Here is a 16,622-nt window from a genome sequence, read left to right on the forward strand (position 1 = left end):
GCTCACGCGACGATCTGGCGTGAGATCCCGCGATGCTTTTTCCCACAGAATTTGACGTAATCGTCGTCGGTGGCGGTCATGCCGGCACCGAAGCTGCTTTGGCGTCGGCGCGCATGGGCAACAAAACGCTGCTTTTGACCCATAACATCGAGACCCTCGGTCAGATGAGCTGCAATCCGTCGATTGGCGGCATTGGCAAAGGCCATCTGGTCAAGGAGGTCGACGCGCTGGGTGGCGCCATGGCGGCCGCTACCGACGAAAGCGGCATCCAGTTCCGGATCCTGAATTCGTCGAAGGGACCGGCGGTCCGCGCGACGCGCGCTCAGGCCGACCGCGTGCTGTACAAGGCGGCGATCCGCCATCGTCTAGAAAATCAGCCGAACCTCTGGCTATTTCAGCAGGCCGTCGATGATCTGATGGTCGAGGGCGACCGCGTGGTCGGCGCCATCACACAAGTGGGTATTCGTTTCCGGTCGCGCGCGGTGGTGCTAACCGCGGGCACGTTCCTCGACGGCAAGATTCACGTGGGGTTGAACCACTACACCGGCGGACGCGCGGGCGACCCGGCTGCGGTTTCGCTGTCGGCGCGGTTGAAAGAGCTGAAGCTACCGCAGGGCCGGCTCAAGACCGGTACGCCACCGCGAATCGACGGTCGCACGATCGACTATTCGCAGCTCGAAGAGCAGCCCGGCGATCTGGACCCGGTGCCCGTGTTCTCGTTCCTCGGGCGTGTCGAGCAGCACCCGCGCCAGGTGCCGTGCTGGGTCACGCATACGAATCAACGGACACATGACATCATTCGCGGCGGTCTCGATCGTTCGCCAATGTACACGGGCGTGATCGAGGGGGTGGGGCCACGCTATTGCCCGTCGATCGAGGACAAGATTCACCGGTTTGCGTCGAAGGAATCGCATCAGATCTACCTCGAGCCGGAAGGTCTGACGACCAACGAGTTCTATCCGAACGGGATCTCGACGAGCCTGCCCTTCGACGTGCAGCTCGAGCTGGTGCGTTCCATGCGCGGGCTCGAGCATGCGCATATCCTGCGCCCGGGCTATGCGATCGAGTACGACTATTTCGATCCGCGTGGCCTAAAGGCATCCCTGGAAACGAAGGTGATCAGTGGCCTGTTCTTCGCCGGACAGATCAACGGGACGACCGGCTACGAAGAGGCAGCTGCACAGGGCACTCTGGCCGGCATCAACGCCGCTCTGTTCGTGCAAGGCAAGGAAGCATGGTGTCCGCGTCGCGACCAGGCTTATCTCGGCGTGCTCGTGGACGATCTAGTCACGCGCGGGGTGTCCGAGCCATACCGGATGTTCACGAGCCGCGCGGAGTACCGTCTGAGCTTGCGCGAAGACAACGCCGATATGCGGCTGACGGAGATCGGGCGCGAACTCGGCGTGGTCGATGACGCCCGCTGGGACGCCTTCAGTCGCAAGCGTGACGCTGTTTCACGTGAAACACAGCGCTTGCGTTCAACCTGGGTCAATCCTAAGACCTTACCGGCAGAAGAGGCGACCGTCTTGCTTGGCAAGCCAATCGACCACGAATACAGTCTCGCGGACCTGCTGCGTCGTCCGGGCGTCAGCTACGACGGCGTCTGCGGGCTGCGTGACGGCACTTGCGGCGCGCCCGAAGCACTTGCGGAAGACCCCGTGCTGCTCGCGCAAATCAAGGAACAGATCGAAATCGGCGTCAAATATCAGGGCTACATCGACCGGCAGGCCGGTGAGATCGAACGCAACGAGGCGCAAGAGAACACGCGTCTGCCTGAAGGGCTGGACTACACCGAGGTACGTGGGCTGTCGTTCGAAGCTCGCCAGAAGTTGATGCAGTTCCGGCCGGAAACGATCGGACAGGCGTCGCGTATTTCGGGCATCACGCCTGCCGCGATCTCGCTGCTAATGGTCCATCTCAAGCGCGGCCTCGGGCGTCGTCCGTCGAAGTCCGCCGAGCCCGGCGCCGACGGCACGCCGGTGATTCAATGACGGCAGCGCAGAGGGGAGTCGACCAGCAGGCCTTGGCGTCATTGCTGGCGGACGGTGTCCGTGAACTTGGTCTCGAACTCGGCGACGCGCAGCAGCGCAAGCTGCTCGATTACGTCACGCTGCTCGCGAAGTGGAACAACGTCTACAACCTGACAGCGATCCGCGATCCGCGGCAGATGCTAATCCAGCACATTCTCGATTCGCTATCGATCGTGCCGCACCTGGCGCCGCGCGGGCCGTCGTCGGTGCTCGACGTCGGTTCGGGCGGGGGGCTGCCGGGCATCGTGCTCGCGATCGTGCTGCCCGATTGGACCATCACGACGAACGACATTGTCCATAAGAAGACTGCCTTTCAGTCGCAGGCGAAGGCGGAACTGGGCCTCGCGAACCTGTCGGTTGTGACCGGTCGGGTGGAGACGCTGCGGCCTGGCGCCGAAGTACCGGCAAAGTTCGACGTAATTGTCTCGCGCGCATTCGCAGAACTCTCGGATTTCGTTACACTGGCCCGTCATCTGGTTGCGGAGCAGGGCGCAATTTGGGCGATGAAGGGTATGCGGCCGGATGCCGAAATCGCGCGTCTGCCGGCGGGCGCTCACGTGGAACAGATCATCCGGCTGAACGTGCCGTCGCTCGACGCCGAGCGGCATCTGATCGAGGTGCGAGTGGACCCCGAAAGCTGACGGCCGCCGCGGCCTGTCAACACCCTCAACGATTTTCACTTCATCCAAGCAGCAAAAGGGACACACCAACGATGGCAAAAATCTTCTGCGTTGCGAACCAGAAGGGCGGCGTCGGCAAGACGACCACCACAGTCAATCTGGCCGCGAGCCTGGCAGCGCAGGGACAGCGAGTCCTTCTCATCGATCTGGACCCGCAAGGGAACGCCACGATGGGCAGCGGTATCGACAAGGCCGAATGTACGAACACGGTCTACGAGGTGCTCGTGGACAACGTGTCGGTGGCCGATGCGCGCGTACGGCCCGAGGCGGTCGGATACGACGTGCTTCCCGCGAACCGTGAGCTCGCGGGCGCCGAGGTCGAACTCGTCAGCATGCAGAATCGCGAGCGTCAACTGAAGGCGGCGCTCGCCGGGGTCGAGGGCGAGTACGATTTCGTGCTGATCGATTGCCCGCCGGCTTTGTCACTGCTGACGCTCAACGGACTATGCGCCGCGCACGGCGTCGTCATTCCGATGCAGTGCGAATACTTCGCGCTCGAAGGGCTGTCCGACCTCGTCAACACGATCAAGCAGGTCCATGCGAATCTGAATCGCGACCTCAAGGTGATCGGTCTGCTGCGCGTCATGTTCGATCCGCGCATTACGTTGCAACAGCAAGTCTCGGATCAATTGAAAGAGCACTTCGGCGACAAGGTCTTCGACGCGGTGATTCCACGCAACGTGCGATTGGCCGAGGCGCCCAGCTACGGGCTGCCCGGTGTGGTGTTCGACAGGGCGTCGCGAGGCGCGCAGGCGTACGTGCAGTTCGGCGTCGAAATGATTGAGCGGGTGCGCGCGCTGAATGACGCGCCCCAGGCATCCTAAGCGGATCGAGGAAGCACGATGAACGCAGTAGCAAGAAAGAAGGGACTGGGCCGCGGTCTGGAGGCATTGCTCGGCGGCACCGCCGATATCACCGAGGCAGCGGTGATCGACGGCGCGCCGAATGTATTGCCGCTCGGCAAGATGCAGGCGGGCAAATACCAGCCGCGCACGCGCATGGACGAAGGCGCGCTGCAGGAGCTTGCGGCGAGCATCCGCGCGCAAGGGCTGATGCAGCCGATTCTCGTGCGTCCGATCGCGGCGGACCGCTATGAGATTATCGCGGGGGAGCGGCGTTTTCGCGCGGCGCGGCTTGCGGGCCTCGACGAGGTGCCGGTGCTTGTGAAGGACGTGCCCGACCAGGCCGCCGCGGCGATGGCGCTGATCGAAAACATCCAGCGCGAGGATCTGAATCCCCTCGAAGAGGCCCAGGGTATCCAGCGCCTGCTCGACGAATTCAATTTCACGCATGAGCAGGCGGCAGAGTCGGTGGGCCGCTCGCGCAGCGCGGTGTCGAACCTGCTGCGTCTGCTGAACCTTGCGACACCGGTACAGACGATGTTGCTCGCCGGTGATCTCGACATGGGCCACGCTCGCGCGCTGCTCGCCGTCGATGCCGCGACGCAGATCACGCTGGCCAACCAGGTCGTCAACAAGCGCCTGTCTGTGCGCGAGACGGAAAAGCTGGTTGCGATGACCACGAAGGTGACGCCGGCGGCCAAGGCCCGCGCGAATCCGGACGGCGGCCGTGACACGCGACGCCTGGAAGAGGAACTGTCGGACCTGCTGTCCGCTACGGTGAAAATCAAGCTCGGCCGACGCGGTCGCGGCCAGGTGCTGGTGGACTTCGGCGATCTCGACGCGCTGGAAGGCATTCTGGTTCGTTTGCGCGGGAACGCGAACGTCTGAGCACAGATTGGCGCTCAGCAGGCAAGAGTGGTGAACGGCTGGCGGCCTGTGCATGAGCACTGCCGCGAGTTGGTCTACCTCGGTGCGAGCGACTATTGTGGATTCCAAAACAACCGATGCACGAATAATCAGGAATCCTAGCTTCAGACGCTCCGCATTCACTCGATAATCATCCTGACGAGCCGCCATCAAAAGCGACCCGATCATCATCGAAATTTGCGGTGAGGCTGATTCAGCTCATTAGAAGAGCTATCCCGTTCAGCCCTTAAAAAGGAGGCATTTGTTGCATTTTCGAGACGTCTGCCGCTGCGTCGGAGCGCACTGCCAACGAGCTTCGATCCACGCGACCACCCGCACGGGTTTTGCCGCCCCCCGCCCGCCTTACATTTGACGTGTTTCGCGTCGTTAGCGTACGTTTTACCGCATCGTGAAGGGAAGTTTCACGCGCTTATAGGCTGGCCTAAAGTCTTGAATTGCCTGCAACTATCGCTTACAATCGCCCGGATTTAATTGCACGGCAACCCCGTAAGCGCTGCGTAAACTCGCGGGCTGAACGAGACTTTCGGAACATTGCGATGGCGGTCAAAACGTCGAATCTGTCGCCGGAGAATGGTGACGACAGACACCGCGCTGAACGCTCCGCACCCGAGATGTCCTCCAGTCGGCAGTTCGATCCGGCCGAAGCGTGGGATGACGCGCAGGAAGATAACAATATCGTTCCGCTCACGCGGGCCGAGGCGGAAAAGCTGTTTGGTCCCGGCGTGGGTCGTCCATCGCGCGTAACGCCGTTCAGGGTCGTCGCAGCGCAAATGGTTTTGTCCCTGGTCGCAACGCTGTTGTGGTGGCTGTTCTACAAGCCGCCTGGCGCTGCTGCGCTGTCCGCGTTCCTCGGGGGGGCGATCTGCTGGGTGCCGGGCGCGTTGTTCGCGGCACGACTGAAAAAGCAGGGCGGCGCCGAGACCGTGATGAGCTGGATGATCGGCGAAGCACTCAAGATGGGGACAACCATTGCGATGTTTGTCGCAATCGCCTTCTGGTATCACGACGTACGCTGGATTCCGCTGCTCGTGACCTACCTCATCGCCCTGAAGACTTACTGGATCGCCTTGGCGTGGCGCTAAGGTAGCAGCACAAAAAACAGCAGCAAAAAGAATTTAAGGCCGGCGCGCAGCGCCGGCACAGGTGTGCGGGTGAGACAGGGCCCGCACCCGGCGTGTTCCCGCACACAGTGTTCCGGCGGGAGCGGCCTCGAACGATTTTCGACAATTTGGGTGGCTTTAACGATATGGCAGCTAGCGAAGGCACGCGCGCAATGGATCCGTCCGAGTACATCGCGCACCACTTGCAGAACTTTTCCACCGCACACCAGACGTCGATTTTCGACATCCATGTGTGGAATCTCGACACCCTTTTCTGGTCGATCGTGTGCGGCCTCGTCACGATCTTCGTGCTGCATCTGGCAGCCCGCAAGGCAACGGCCGGCGTGCCGGGTCGCTTCCAATGCGCGATCGAAATGCTTGTCGAAATGGTCGAGGATCAATCGAAGGCCATGATCCACGGCTCGCGCACCTTCATCGCGCCGCTCGCGCTGACCGTGTTCGTCTGGGTCGCGCTAATGAACTCACTCGACTTCATTCCCGTCGACCTGCCGGGCCGTGTGATCGGCTGGCTGGGTCTGTCCGAAGCCATCCCGCACCACCGCATCGTGCCGACCGCCGACCTGAACGGCACGATCGGTATCGCGCTCGGCGTGTTCGTGCTGATGATTTACTACAACTTCAAGATCAAGGGCGCTGGCGGCTTCGTGCATGAACTGCTGTCCGCTCCGTTCGGCGCGCATCCGCTGCTGTGGATCCCGAACCTGGCACTGAACATCATCGAGTTCGTCGCGAAGACGGTCTCGCTCGGCATGCGGTTGTTCGGCAACATGTACGCGGGCGAACTGTTGTTCCTGCTGATTGCCCTGCTCGGCAGCCTCTGGAGCTTCGGCGCGGACACGACGGTGCTTGGCTTCATCGGCCACGTGGTCGCCGGCACAGTGTGGTCAATCTTCCACATCCTGATCGTTCTGCTGCAGGCGTTCATTTTCATGATGCTGACGCTGGTGTACATCGGCCAGGCACACGACACGCATTAACCTGCGTTGTCGGCAAAGAATCGTAGTTTTTCAAATCCCAGTTCCAACCAGTTCTAAAAGACTTTTCACAAAGGAGTGATCATGCAAGCTTTCATCGCCAACATCCAGGGTCTGACCGCCATCGGTATCGGCATCATCATCGGCCTGGGTGCTATCGGCGCCTGTATCGGTATCGGTCTGATGGGTGGCAAGTACATCGAAGCATGCGCCCGTCAACCGGAACTGATGAACCCGCTGCAAACCAAGATGTTCCTGCTGGCTGGTCTGATCGATGCGGCGTTCCTGATTGGCGTTGGTGTGGCAATGCTGTTTGCGTTCGCGAACCCGCTGCTCTCGAAGCTGGCAGGCTGAGGTTCCTCGGAGGTTTGCGCCTGAGCTATAACAGGTAAAGGCGCAGGGCGGAACGGGTACTGGGGCGCTGATCGAGCAGAATCGATGAGCGCCTTGCCGTTTCACTTTCCGAACTAGCAACGTTTAAGGAAACACCGTGAATCTCAACGCAACCCTGTTTGCGCAAATGGTCGTGTTCCTGATCCTCGCGTGGTTCACGATGAAATTCGTGTGGCCGCCGCTGATCAACGCCATCGACGAGCGCGCGAGGAAGATCGCCGACGGTCTGTCCGCCGCGGAAAAGGGCAAGCAGGAACTCGAAGCCGCTCACAAGCGCGTCGACCAGGAACTGGCTCAGGCTCGCAACGACGGCCAGCAACGCATTGCCGACGCTGAAAAGCGCGCTGTCGCGGTCGCCGACGAAATCAAGGCTCAGGCGCAGGCGGAAGCCGCCCGCATCATCGCGCAGGCGAAGGCCGACGCGGATCAGCAAGTCGTGAAGGCGCGCGAAGCGCTGCGTGGCGAAGTTGCTGCACTCGCTGTGAAGGGCGCTGAACAGATCCTGCAGCGCGAAGTCGACCAGGCGGCTCATGCTGACCTGCTGAATCAACTGAAAGCCGAGCTCTGATCATGGCCGAACTTGCAACCATCGCCCGTCCGTACGCAGAAGCGCTGTTTGGCGTGGCCGAAGCTGGTGACATCGCCGCCTGGTCCACGCTCGTGCAGGAGCTGGCACAGGTTGCGCGTCTGCCCGAAGTGCTGTCGATCGCCTCGAGCCCGAAAGTGAGCCGTGCCCAGGTAAGCGATCTGCTGCTGGCCGCGGTCAAGTCGCCGCTCAAGGACGACGCGCAAGCGAAGAATCTGGTGCAGATGCTGGTGGACAACCATCGCCTGCAGCTGCTGCCGGAAATCGCCTCGCAGTTCGAAGAGTTGAAGAACGCCCGCGAGGGGGCAGCAGATGTGCTGATCGTCAGCGCATTCCCGCTCGAAGGTGCGCAGTTGAACGAACTCGTCGCAAGCCTCGAACGCAAGTTCAAGCGCAAGCTGAAGCCGACGGTCGAAGTCGATCACTCGCTGATCGGCGGCGTACGCGTGACGGTCGGCGACGAAGTGCTCGATACCTCGGTCCGCGCGCGGCTCGCCAGCATGCAAACGGCCCTGACGGCCTGAAGCGCTTCGCGTTTTAGCGGCTGGCACGCAACAGAATTGACTATCAGGAGCGAATAATGCAACTCAATCCCTCTGAGATCAGCGAGCTGATCAAGAGCCGGATCCAGGGCCTTGACGCGAGCGCAGACGTTCGCAACCAGGGCACCGTGATCTCCGTGACCGACGGTATCGTGCGTATCCACGGCCTGTCGGAAGTGATGCAGGGCGAAATGCTCGAATTTCCGGGCAACACCTTCGGTCTCGCGCTGAACCTCGAGCGCGACTCGGTCGGCGCCGTGATTCTGGGTGAATACGAACACATTTCGGAAGGCGACATCGTCAAGACGACGGGCCGCATTCTGGAAGTGCCGGTGGGTCCGGAACTGCTCGGCCGCGTGGTCGACACACTCGGCAACCCGATCGACGGCAAAGGCCCGATCAACGCGAAGAAGACCGATGCAATCGAAAAGATTGCTCCGGGCGTGATCTGGCGTAAATCGGTTTCGGAACCGGTCCAGACCGGTCTGAAGTCGATCGACGCGATGGTGCCGATCGGCCGTGGCCAGCGTGAGCTGATCATCGGCGACCGTCAGTGCGGCAAGACCGCAGTCGCAGTCGACGCGATCATCAACCAGAAGGGCAAGAACCTCTTCTGTATCTACGTCGCGATCGGCCAGAAGGCTTCGTCGATCATGAACGTGGTGCGCAAGCTGGAAGAAACCGGCGCGCTGGAATACACGATCGTCGTGTCCGCTTCGGCTTCGGAATCGGCTGCGATGCAGTACCTCGCACCGTACGCCGGCTGCACGATGGGCGAATACTTCCGCGATCGCGGCCAGGACGCGCTGATCGTTTATGACGACCTGACCAAGCAGGCTTGGGCATACCGTCAGATCTCGCTGCTGCTGCGCCGCCCGCCGGGCCGTGAAGCTTACCCGGGTGACGTGTTCTATCTGCACTCGCGTCTGCTCGAGCGTGCTGCTCGCGTCTCGGAAGAGTACGTCGAGAAGTTCACCAATGGTGAAGTGAAGGGCAGGAGCGGTTCGCTGACGGCACTGCCGGTCATCGAAACGCAGGCAGGCGACGTGACCGCATTCGTTCCGACGAACGTGATCTCGATTACCGACGGCCAGATCTTCCTTGAAACCGACCTCTTCAACGCAGGTATCCGCCCGGCAATTAACGCTGGCGTGTCGGTGTCGCGTGTGGGTGGCGCGGCTCAAACGAAGGTCGTGAAGAAGCTGTCGGGCGGTATCCGTACCGACCTGGCGCAGTACCGCGAACTCGCTGCGTTCGCGCAGTTCGCATCGGACCTCGACGAAGCGACCCGCAAGCAGCTCGAGCGCGGCCGCCGCGTGACGGAATTGCTGAAGCAGCCGCAGTATCAGCCGCTGCAAGTGTGGGAACTGGCTGTGTCGCTGTTCGCGGCGAACAACGGCTATCTCGACGACCTCGAAGTTGCTCAAGTCCTGCCGTTCGAAAAGGGCTTGCGCGACCACCTGAAGTCGAGCCATGCTGACCTGGTCAAGCGTATCGAAGATACCAAGGAACTCTCGAAGGACGACGAAGGCCTGCTGCACACGGCCGTCAAAGACTTCAAGAAGTCCGGCGCTTATTGATCCGCGAGTGATCCGCAAGGCATAAACGGACCTTGAAGCGGCGCGGGCCGCATGCGAATGCTCCCGCGCTACTTCGGCCGCATTGCATGGGACCCGAGTAAGCGCTAAAGCGCTAACTCGGGCCGACAAAGGAGCAAGCAATGGCTGGAATGAAGGAAATTCGCGGCAAGATCAAGAGCGTGCAAAACACGCGCAAGATCACGAAAGCGATGGAGATGGTGGCCGCATCGAAGATGCGCCGCGCTCAGGAGCGCATGCGCGCTGCTCGCCCGTATGCCGACAAGGTCCGCGATATCGCCGCGCACATGAGCCGTGCGAACCCGGAGTATCGTCACCCGTTCATGGTGTCGAACGAAGGCGCGAAGGCGGCCGGCATCATCCTCGTCACGACTGATAAAGGTCTGTGCGGGGGGATGAACACCAACGTGCTGCGTGCGTCGCTGCAGAAGTTCAAGGAACTGGAAGGCCAGGGCAAGACGATCGAGGCAACCGCGATCGGCAGCAGGGGTCTGGGCTTCCTGAACCGACTGCAGGCGAAAGTCGTGTCGAACGTCGTGCAACTGGGCGATACGCCGCATCTGGAAAAACTGATCGGCGCTGTGAAGGTGCAGCTCGACCTGTACTCGGAAGGGAAGATTTCGGCGGTGTACCTCGCGTACACGCGCTTCGTCAACACGATGAAGCAGGAGCCGGTGATCGAGCAGCTGCTGCCATTGTCGGCGGACCAGTTCGAGCGCACGGAAGAAGACGGTACGACGCCGAGCACGCAGTGGGACTACATCTACGAGCCGGATGCGCAGGCAGTGGTGGACGAACTGCTGGTGCGTTATGTCGAAGCGCTGGTCTATCAGGCCGTCGCGGAAAACATGGCATCGGAGCAGTCGGCCCGCATGGTCGCGATGAAAGCCGCTTCGGACAACGCGAAGACGGTCATCAACGATCTGCAGCTCGTCTACAACAAGAGCCGTCAGGCCGCGATCACGAAAGAACTGTCGGAAATCGTCGGTGGAGCGGCGGCCGTCTGACCCCGGTCAGGCAGGTCGTTGCGTGTGCGCCCGAGCGGCGCACCCATCGGAGAAACTGCGCCTTTGCGCGAGTGAAGAATTGAGTATCTAAAGGAAAAGCGATGAGTACCACTGCTTTGGTAGAAGGCAAGATCGTACAGTGCATCGGCGCGGTGATCGACGTGGAATTTCCGCGTGAAACCATGCCGAAGATCTACGACGCGCTCATTCTGGAAGGTTCGGAACTGACGCTCGAAGTCCAGCAGCAGCTGGGCGACGGCGTGGTCCGTACCATCTGTCTGGGTGCTTCGGATGGTCTGCGCCGCGGCACGATCGTGAAGAACACGGGCAACCCGATCAGCGTGCCGGTCGGCAAGCCGACCCTCGGCCGTATCATGGACGTGCTTGGCCGTCCGATCGACGAAGCCGGCCCGATCTCGAGCGAAACCACGCGTGCGATCCACCAGAAGGCTCCGGCGTTCGACCAACTGTCGCCGTCGACCGAGCTGCTCGAAACCGGCATCAAGGTTATCGACCTGATCTGCCCGTTCGCGAAGGGCGGTAAGGTGGGTCTGTTCGGTGGCGCCGGCGTGGGCAAGACCGTGAACATGATGGAACTGATCAACAACATCGCGAAGGAACACGGCGGTTACTCCGTGTTCGCCGGTGTGGGCGAGCGTACCCGCGAAGGGAACGATTTCTATCATGAAATGAAGGACTCGAACGTTCTCGACAAGGTCGCGCTGGTGTACGGCCAGATGAACGAGCCGCCGGGCAACCGTCTGCGCGTCGCGCTGACCGGCCTGACGATGGCCGAGCACTTCCGTGACGAAGGCCTCGACGTGCTGTTCTTCGTCGACAACATCTACCGTTTCACGCTGGCCGGTACCGAAGTGTCGGCACTGCTCGGCCGTATGCCGTCGGCAGTGGGCTATCAGCCGACGCTGGCTGAAGAAATGGGTAAGTTGCAGGAGCGTATTACGTCGACCAAGACTGGCTCGATCACGTCGGTGCAGGCCGTGTACGTCCCTGCAGACGATTTGACCGACCCGTCGCCGGCTACGACCTTCGGCCACCTCGACGCAACCGTCGTGCTGTCGCGTGACATCGCTTCGCTCGGTATCTACCCCGCGGTGGACCCGCTCGATTCGACCTCGCGTCAGATCGACCCGCACGTGATCGGCGAAGAGCACTACTCGATCACGCGCGGCGTGCAGCAAACGCTGCAGCGCTACAAGGAACTGCGCGACATTATCGCGATTCTGGGCATGGACGAACTCGCGCCGGAAGACAAGCTTTCCGTCGCGCGCGCTCGTAAGATTCAGCGTTTCCTGTCGCAGCCGTTCCACGTCGCTGAAGTGTTCACGGGTTCGCCGGGCAAGTACGTGCCGCTGAAGGAAACGATCCGTGGCTTCAAGATGATCGTCGAAGGCGAATGCGACCACCTGCCGGAGCAAGCGTTCTACATGGTCGGCACGATCGACGAAGCGTTCGAAAAAGCCAAGAAGATCCAGTAAAGGTCGGGTGTAACGAAGCGGGCGCCGACCTCGCGCATCACGGCTGCCAAAACGGTAGTGTTGCGCAAAGCCAGCGTCTCTGATTACGCTCAACCCGCCTTGCATGGGACGGGAGTCAGCACTCAAGCGCTAACTCCCGTCGACAGGAGTCGACACATATGGCAACCATTAAAGTAGACGTCGTCAGCGCGGAAGAGGAAATCTTCTCGGGTCAGGCGAAGTTCGTCGCGCTGCCAGGCGAAGCGGGTGAACTCGGCATTCTGCCGGGCCACACGCCGCTCATCACGCGGATCCGTCCGGGTGCGGTGCGCATCGAAGTTGAAAACGGCGAAGAAGAGTTTGTGTTCGTCGCCGGCGGCATCCTCGAAGTCCAACCGGGTGCAGTGACGGTTCTCGCCGACACCGCGATCCGCGGCAAGGATCTCGACGAAGCCAAGGCCGAAGACGCACGCAAGCGTGCGGAAGAGGCGCTGCAGAACACGGGCTCGAACCTCGAGTACGCGACCGCACAGGCGGAACTCGCGTACGCGACGGCGCAACTCGCGGCAATCCAGCGTTTGCGCAAGCTGCGCGGCCAGCACTAAAGCAGCACGTAGTAGAAGAAAGCAGCCTGCGCGGCTGCTTTTTTTTGATAGCTAGTTGACGTTTACGTAAAGGTCGGCAAAATCCACGAGGTTGGAGAAACGGACGGTCGCCGCTCGCCGCGGTCGATGCGACGCGGTGCGGGTAAGACTTGATGCCGGCCGGATACGCGCCGGTGCACAATCGATTTCAAATTCATTTCAATCGAGCGCGCTTGCGCTCACGGAGACAACACCATGGCAACGCATAGCTCGGGAGAAGGTGCGCTCGTCGAACCCGCGGATGGACTGTCGTATGTGCGCGGGTCGACTGAAAATCCGTTGAGCGAAGCGACCGTCGGCGAGCTTCTGCGCGACACCGCGGCGCGCTTTCCCGACCGGCCGGCCGTGGTGTTTCGGGAGCAGCGCATCCGCTGGACGTGGAGCGAATTCGCGCAGGAAGTGGATGTGCTTGCGTCCGGGCTGCTTGCACTCGGCATCGCGAAGGGCGATCGCGTCGGCATCTGGTCGCCGAACCGCGTCGAGTGGCTGCTGACGCAGTTCGCGACCGCGCGTATCGGCGCGATCCTCGTCAACATCAATCCTGCCTACCGGCTCGCGGAGCTCGAATACGCGCTGAACAAGGCCGGTTGCAAGGCGATCATCACCGCCGAGCGCTTCAAGACGTCGATGTACCTCGAGATGCTGCAGGAACTCGCGCCCGAATTGGCGACGCAGCCGCCGGGCGAACTGCATGCCGCGCGGCTGCCGGAACTGCGCTACGTGATCCGCATGTGCGACACGGAGACGCCAGGCATGCTGAGCTTTTCCGACGTGATCGAGCGTGGCCGTGCGTCGTTCGACGCCACTCGGCTCGATGCGATCGGCGCGACGCTGTCGTGCCGGGAGCCGATCAACATCCAGTTCACGAGCGGCACGACGGGCAATCCGAAGGGCGCGACGCTGACGCATCGCAACGTCGTGAACAACGCGCGCTATATCGCGATGGCGATGCGGCTCAGCGAGCAGGACGGCCTGTGCATTCCAGTGCCGCTGTACCACTGCTTCGGGATGGTGCTGGCGGTGCTCGCGTGCGTGTCGGTCGGGGCGAACATGGTGTTTCCGGGCGAGGGCTTTGATCCGGCCGCGACACTCACCGCGACCGCGGAGGAAAAATGCACCGCGCTGCACGGCGTTCCGACGATGTTCATCGCAGAACTCGACCATCCGAGCTTCGCCTCGTACGACTTCTCGCGGCTGCGCACCGGCATCATGGCGGGCTCGCCGTGCCCGATCGAGACGATGAAGAAGGTCGTCGCGAAAATGCACTTGAGCGAGATCACGATCGCCTACGGCATGACGGAAACCAGCCCAGTCTCGTTCCAGAGCTCGACGACCGATCCGCTCGACAAGCGTACGACGACAGTCGGGCGCATCCAGCCGCATCTCGAAGTGAAAATCGTCGATCCGCTCGGCAATATCGTGCCGGTCGGCGAAACGGGCGAGCTATGCACGCGCGGCTACTCGGTGATGCTCGGTTACTGGGGGGACGACGCGAAGACGCGCGAGAGTATCGTTGACGGCTGGATGCACACGGGCGACCTCGCGACGCTCGACGCCGAAGGCTATTGCAACATCGTTGGCCGGCTGAAGGACATGCTGATTCGCGGCGGCGAAAACATCTATCCGCGCGAGATCGAGGAGTTTCTGTTCCGTCACCCGAAGATCCAGAGCGTGCAGGTGTTCGGCGTGCCCGATACCAGGTATGGCGAAGAAGTATGCGCGTGGATCGTGCTGCGGACCGGCGAACAGGCGACGGCAGAAGAAATCCAGCAGTTCTGCCAGGGACAGATTGCGCACTACAAGGTGCCGCGATATATCCGCTTCGTCGATGAACTGCCGATGACCGTGACCGGCAAGGTGCAAAAATTCGTGATGCGCGAACGGATGATCGGCGAGTTGAAACTCAGAGAGGATAAGACGGCATGACGCCGCCGCCGCACGCTGCGCAGCCAAATATAGAACAGGAGTTGCGCGGCGAGGATTTGTCGCGCGCAAACGTTTGAGCAGGCGAAAAAAAAGCGGGCCTGGAGCCCGCTAAAAACCACACGCTACGGGGTTAGCGCGAGGAGACCAAAGATGGGACGGTTATCACGACGCCCCTGCGTCGATGACGGCCCCAGCAGGGATGCCCCTTTACAGGGCTTCGGCAAGCGCCGACCGGCAAGTGCATCGTATCCGCTCACACCACGCACACAGCCACATCCGTGTTGAAACCGTTGAGGGCATTGTGGGCGAATTACCCTATGAACGCGGTAACAAAGTGTTTCAGGTTGTAACGCCCGCCAGATAAGGCGCTGCGGGATTTATTGCCAAAATCAAACCTTTAAAACGTAGTTATTGCCGATGACTACGCCGCAATTTAATACGCATAATTGATGCCATTCATGACGCCTGGTGCAGCAGAAATTGGGTCACTCATCAGCGTGAAATGGTTGCGTCCGCAGCGTTCGAGCGACGAATTTCCTGCGGAACCAGCGCAGTGACCCTGCCCCGAAATACATCGCAATTCGATGAGAAACCTGTGATGCAATGCAGCAAAGCGAATCCGCTTGTGCAGCGTATTGGAAAGGGGCGCATCGCTGCACCTTGGACCTGACCGGACAGTTATACGACCCGACGACATCGCCCTTCGTTACATCATCGCCGGCACCAAATCTTCAGGCCTGCGCAGGCCGCCCTCGCAATCATTCAGCAACTGACGGCCTCCAACGGACACGGTCGGCTTACTTCAACCACTTGTCCGAGATAGCCTGATACTCGCCGGTCGCTCGAGCGAGATGCAGCCACTGATCGACGTATTGCTGGAACGCGACATCCCCGCGCGGTAGCAACCAGGCCTTCTCGCCATACTGGAACGGCTTGTCTGGATGCACCGAGCAGAGGCCGGGATTGAGTTTCTGCTGCAGCAGCGTTTCCGAAGCATCCGTCACCATCACGTCCGCCTTGCCCGCGAGGATCTGCTTGAAGATCGTCACGTTGTCCGGATAAACGGTCACGTTTGCGTGCGTGAAGTATTGCTTCGCGAACTTCTCGTTGGTGCCCCCCGGATTGACGATCACTCGTGTGGACGGTTGATCGATCTGCGCGACCGTCTGATATTTGTTGACGTCGTCGCAACGGACGATCGGCGTTTTGCCGTCGATCATGTAAGCCTGTGTGAAGAACGCATGCTTTTGGCGCTCGAGCGTCGGCGACACACCGCCAATGCCGATGTCGCACTTTGCGACGAAGTCGTTCATCAGGTTCGACCACGACGTCTTGACGAACTCGACCTTCACGCCGAGCGACTTCGCGAGCGATTCAGCCATGTCGATATCGATGCCCTCGAACTGGCCATCGCCCCTGTAGAACGAATACGGCTTGTAGTCGCCGGTAGTGCAAGCGCGCAGCGTGCCGCGGCTGATGATGTCGTCGAGCCTGGACGGCGCGGGCGCGGCGTTTTGCGCGCTGGCTACGCCGACGTGCATCAGGACGCCGGCGAGCGCGCCGAGCATTGCGAGTGCTGCCTTCTTCATCGAGTCTCCTGGTGGTGTGTTGTAGTGTGCAATTCATGGGTAAAGCTGTCGGATAGTAGCTTGGCAGCGCGGGCTTGAACATCGGTCGTTCAGCCAGGGCGACCCGGGCAGCGGAAGACATCGACCCTGACCCGTGCGGGCAGTGGCGGGCGGTAGTTGATCGAGGTGCGTCCGAGCTGCTTCCCGCCCGCTTCCCACGACGCGCCGTCGCGACATTCATTACCCCGCGACGCGCGATGTCCGGAGCCGCCTCCGGTAAAATGCTCCTTTGCCCTCAGCTCTTCAGTC

The 16,622-nt window shown here is 61.2% G+C and carries 15 protein-coding genes; 14 read left to right on the forward strand and 1 reads right to left on the reverse strand.

The annotated features are described in order from the left end of the window. Positions 1–32: 32 nt before the first annotated feature. From mnmG to HDG37_RS23505, 14 genes are all read left to right on the forward strand, one after another. Complete coding sequence (mnmG, locus tag HDG37_RS23440; RefSeq protein WP_184051702.1) at positions 33–1,991, forward strand: tRNA uridine-5-carboxymethylaminomethyl(34) synthesis enzyme MnmG; 1,959 nt, start codon at positions 33–35, stop codon at positions 1,989–1,991. Further along, on the forward strand, positions 1,988–2,671 hold the full coding sequence (gene rsmG / locus HDG37_RS23445) for a 16S rRNA (guanine(527)-N(7))-methyltransferase RsmG (protein ID WP_184051704.1): 684 nt from the start codon (positions 1,988–1,990) through the stop codon (positions 2,669–2,671). The genes mnmG and rsmG overlap by 4 nt, the downstream gene beginning before the upstream one ends. 71 nt (positions 2,672–2,742) lie before the next feature. Further along, the gene (locus HDG37_RS23450) at positions 2,743–3,534 is read left to right on the forward strand and encodes a ParA family protein (protein WP_090802387.1); all 792 of its coding nucleotides are present in this window, start codon (positions 2,743–2,745) and stop codon (positions 3,532–3,534) included. Positions 3,535–3,552: 18 nt separating this feature from the next. Then, on the forward strand, positions 3,553–4,440 hold the full coding sequence (locus HDG37_RS23455; protein ID WP_090802389.1) for a ParB/RepB/Spo0J family partition protein: 888 nt from the start codon (positions 3,553–3,555) through the stop codon (positions 4,438–4,440). A gap of 575 nt (positions 4,441–5,015) precedes the next feature. Further along, positions 5,016–5,561 (forward strand): ATP synthase subunit I, encoded by a 546-nt coding sequence (locus HDG37_RS23460; RefSeq protein ID WP_090802391.1) that lies wholly within the window; start codon positions 5,016–5,018, stop codon positions 5,559–5,561. Positions 5,562–5,725: 164 nt separating this feature from the next. Further along, entirely contained in the window at positions 5,726–6,577 is an 852-nt protein-coding gene (gene atpB / locus HDG37_RS23465; RefSeq protein ID WP_026225522.1) for a F0F1 ATP synthase subunit A, read from the forward strand. Between the two features lie 81 nt (positions 6,578–6,658). After that, positions 6,659–6,928 (forward strand): F0F1 ATP synthase subunit C, encoded by a 270-nt coding sequence (gene atpE, locus HDG37_RS23470; RefSeq protein WP_007180033.1) that lies wholly within the window; start codon positions 6,659–6,661, stop codon positions 6,926–6,928. Positions 6,929–7,064: 136 nt separating this feature from the next. Further along, positions 7,065–7,535, forward strand: a complete 471-nt coding sequence (locus HDG37_RS23475) for a F0F1 ATP synthase subunit B (protein WP_090802394.1) — start codon at positions 7,065–7,067, stop codon at positions 7,533–7,535. A gap of 2 nt (positions 7,536–7,537) precedes the next feature. Continuing rightward, on the forward strand, positions 7,538–8,077 hold the full coding sequence (locus HDG37_RS23480) for a F0F1 ATP synthase subunit delta (RefSeq protein ID WP_184051706.1): 540 nt from the start codon (positions 7,538–7,540) through the stop codon (positions 8,075–8,077). Between the two features lie 56 nt (positions 8,078–8,133). Then, entirely contained in the window at positions 8,134–9,675 is a 1,542-nt protein-coding gene (gene atpA / locus HDG37_RS23485) for a F0F1 ATP synthase subunit alpha (protein ID WP_184051708.1), read from the forward strand. Positions 9,676–9,815: 140 nt separating this feature from the next. Further along, positions 9,816–10,700, forward strand: coding sequence for a F0F1 ATP synthase subunit gamma (atpG, locus tag HDG37_RS23490; protein WP_184036910.1), 885 nt, complete (start codon positions 9,816–9,818; stop codon positions 10,698–10,700). A gap of 101 nt (positions 10,701–10,801) precedes the next feature. Then, the gene (gene atpD, locus HDG37_RS23495; protein ID WP_184036913.1) at positions 10,802–12,196 is read left to right on the forward strand and encodes a F0F1 ATP synthase subunit beta; all 1,395 of its coding nucleotides are present in this window, start codon (positions 10,802–10,804) and stop codon (positions 12,194–12,196) included. A gap of 158 nt (positions 12,197–12,354) precedes the next feature. After that, on the forward strand, positions 12,355–12,780 hold the full coding sequence (locus HDG37_RS23500) for a F0F1 ATP synthase subunit epsilon (RefSeq protein ID WP_008917918.1): 426 nt from the start codon (positions 12,355–12,357) through the stop codon (positions 12,778–12,780). Positions 12,781–13,014: 234 nt separating this feature from the next. Then, positions 13,015–14,745: an AMP-binding protein gene (locus HDG37_RS23505; protein WP_184051710.1), complete on the forward strand. Its 1,731-nt coding sequence runs from the start codon at positions 13,015–13,017 to the stop codon at positions 14,743–14,745. A 797-nt stretch (positions 14,746–15,542) separates the two neighbouring features. On the opposite strand, the gene HDG37_RS23510 is transcribed toward HDG37_RS23505, so the two are convergent. After that, positions 15,543–16,334: a transporter substrate-binding domain-containing protein gene (locus HDG37_RS23510; RefSeq protein WP_184051712.1), complete on the reverse strand. Its 792-nt coding sequence runs from the start codon at positions 16,332–16,334 to the stop codon at positions 15,543–15,545. Positions 16,335–16,622 lie beyond the last annotated feature (288 nt).

The sequence above is a fragment of the Paraburkholderia sp. MM5384-R2 genome, assembly GCF_014201025.1.
GTDB classification, from domain to species: domain Bacteria; phylum Pseudomonadota; class Gammaproteobacteria; order Burkholderiales; family Burkholderiaceae; genus Paraburkholderia; species Paraburkholderia tuberum.

What these genes read in the sequence shown, in the direction of transcription:
- mnmG (WP_184051702.1), top strand. Translation starts at nt 33, where the DNA reads ATGCTTTTTCCCACAGAATTTGACGTAATCGTCGTCGGTGGCGGTCAT.
- rsmG (WP_184051704.1), top strand. Translation starts at nt 1,988, where the DNA reads ATGACGGCAGCGCAGAGGGGAGTCGACCAGCAGGCCTTGGCGTCATTG.
- HDG37_RS23450 (WP_090802387.1), top strand. Translation starts at nt 2,743, where the DNA reads ATGGCAAAAATCTTCTGCGTTGCGAACCAGAAGGGCGGCGTCGGCAAG.
- HDG37_RS23455 (WP_090802389.1), top strand. Translation starts at nt 3,553, where the DNA reads ATGAACGCAGTAGCAAGAAAGAAGGGACTGGGCCGCGGTCTGGAGGCA.
- HDG37_RS23460 (WP_090802391.1), top strand. Translation starts at nt 5,016, where the DNA reads ATGGCGGTCAAAACGTCGAATCTGTCGCCGGAGAATGGTGACGACAGA.
- atpB (WP_026225522.1), top strand. Translation starts at nt 5,726, where the DNA reads ATGGCAGCTAGCGAAGGCACGCGCGCAATGGATCCGTCCGAGTACATC.
- atpE (WP_007180033.1), top strand. Translation starts at nt 6,659, where the DNA reads ATGCAAGCTTTCATCGCCAACATCCAGGGTCTGACCGCCATCGGTATC.
- HDG37_RS23480 (WP_184051706.1), top strand. Translation starts at nt 7,538, where the DNA reads ATGGCCGAACTTGCAACCATCGCCCGTCCGTACGCAGAAGCGCTGTTT.
- atpA (WP_184051708.1), top strand. Translation starts at nt 8,134, where the DNA reads ATGCAACTCAATCCCTCTGAGATCAGCGAGCTGATCAAGAGCCGGATC.
- atpG (WP_184036910.1), top strand. Translation starts at nt 9,816, where the DNA reads ATGGCTGGAATGAAGGAAATTCGCGGCAAGATCAAGAGCGTGCAAAAC.
- atpD (WP_184036913.1), top strand. Translation starts at nt 10,802, where the DNA reads ATGAGTACCACTGCTTTGGTAGAAGGCAAGATCGTACAGTGCATCGGC.
- HDG37_RS23500 (WP_008917918.1), top strand. Translation starts at nt 12,355, where the DNA reads ATGGCAACCATTAAAGTAGACGTCGTCAGCGCGGAAGAGGAAATCTTC.
- HDG37_RS23505 (WP_184051710.1), top strand. Translation starts at nt 13,015, where the DNA reads ATGGCAACGCATAGCTCGGGAGAAGGTGCGCTCGTCGAACCCGCGGAT.
- HDG37_RS23510 (WP_184051712.1), bottom strand. Translation starts at nt 16,334, where the DNA reads ATGAAGAAGGCAGCACTCGCAATGCTCGGCGCGCTCGCCGGCGTCCTG.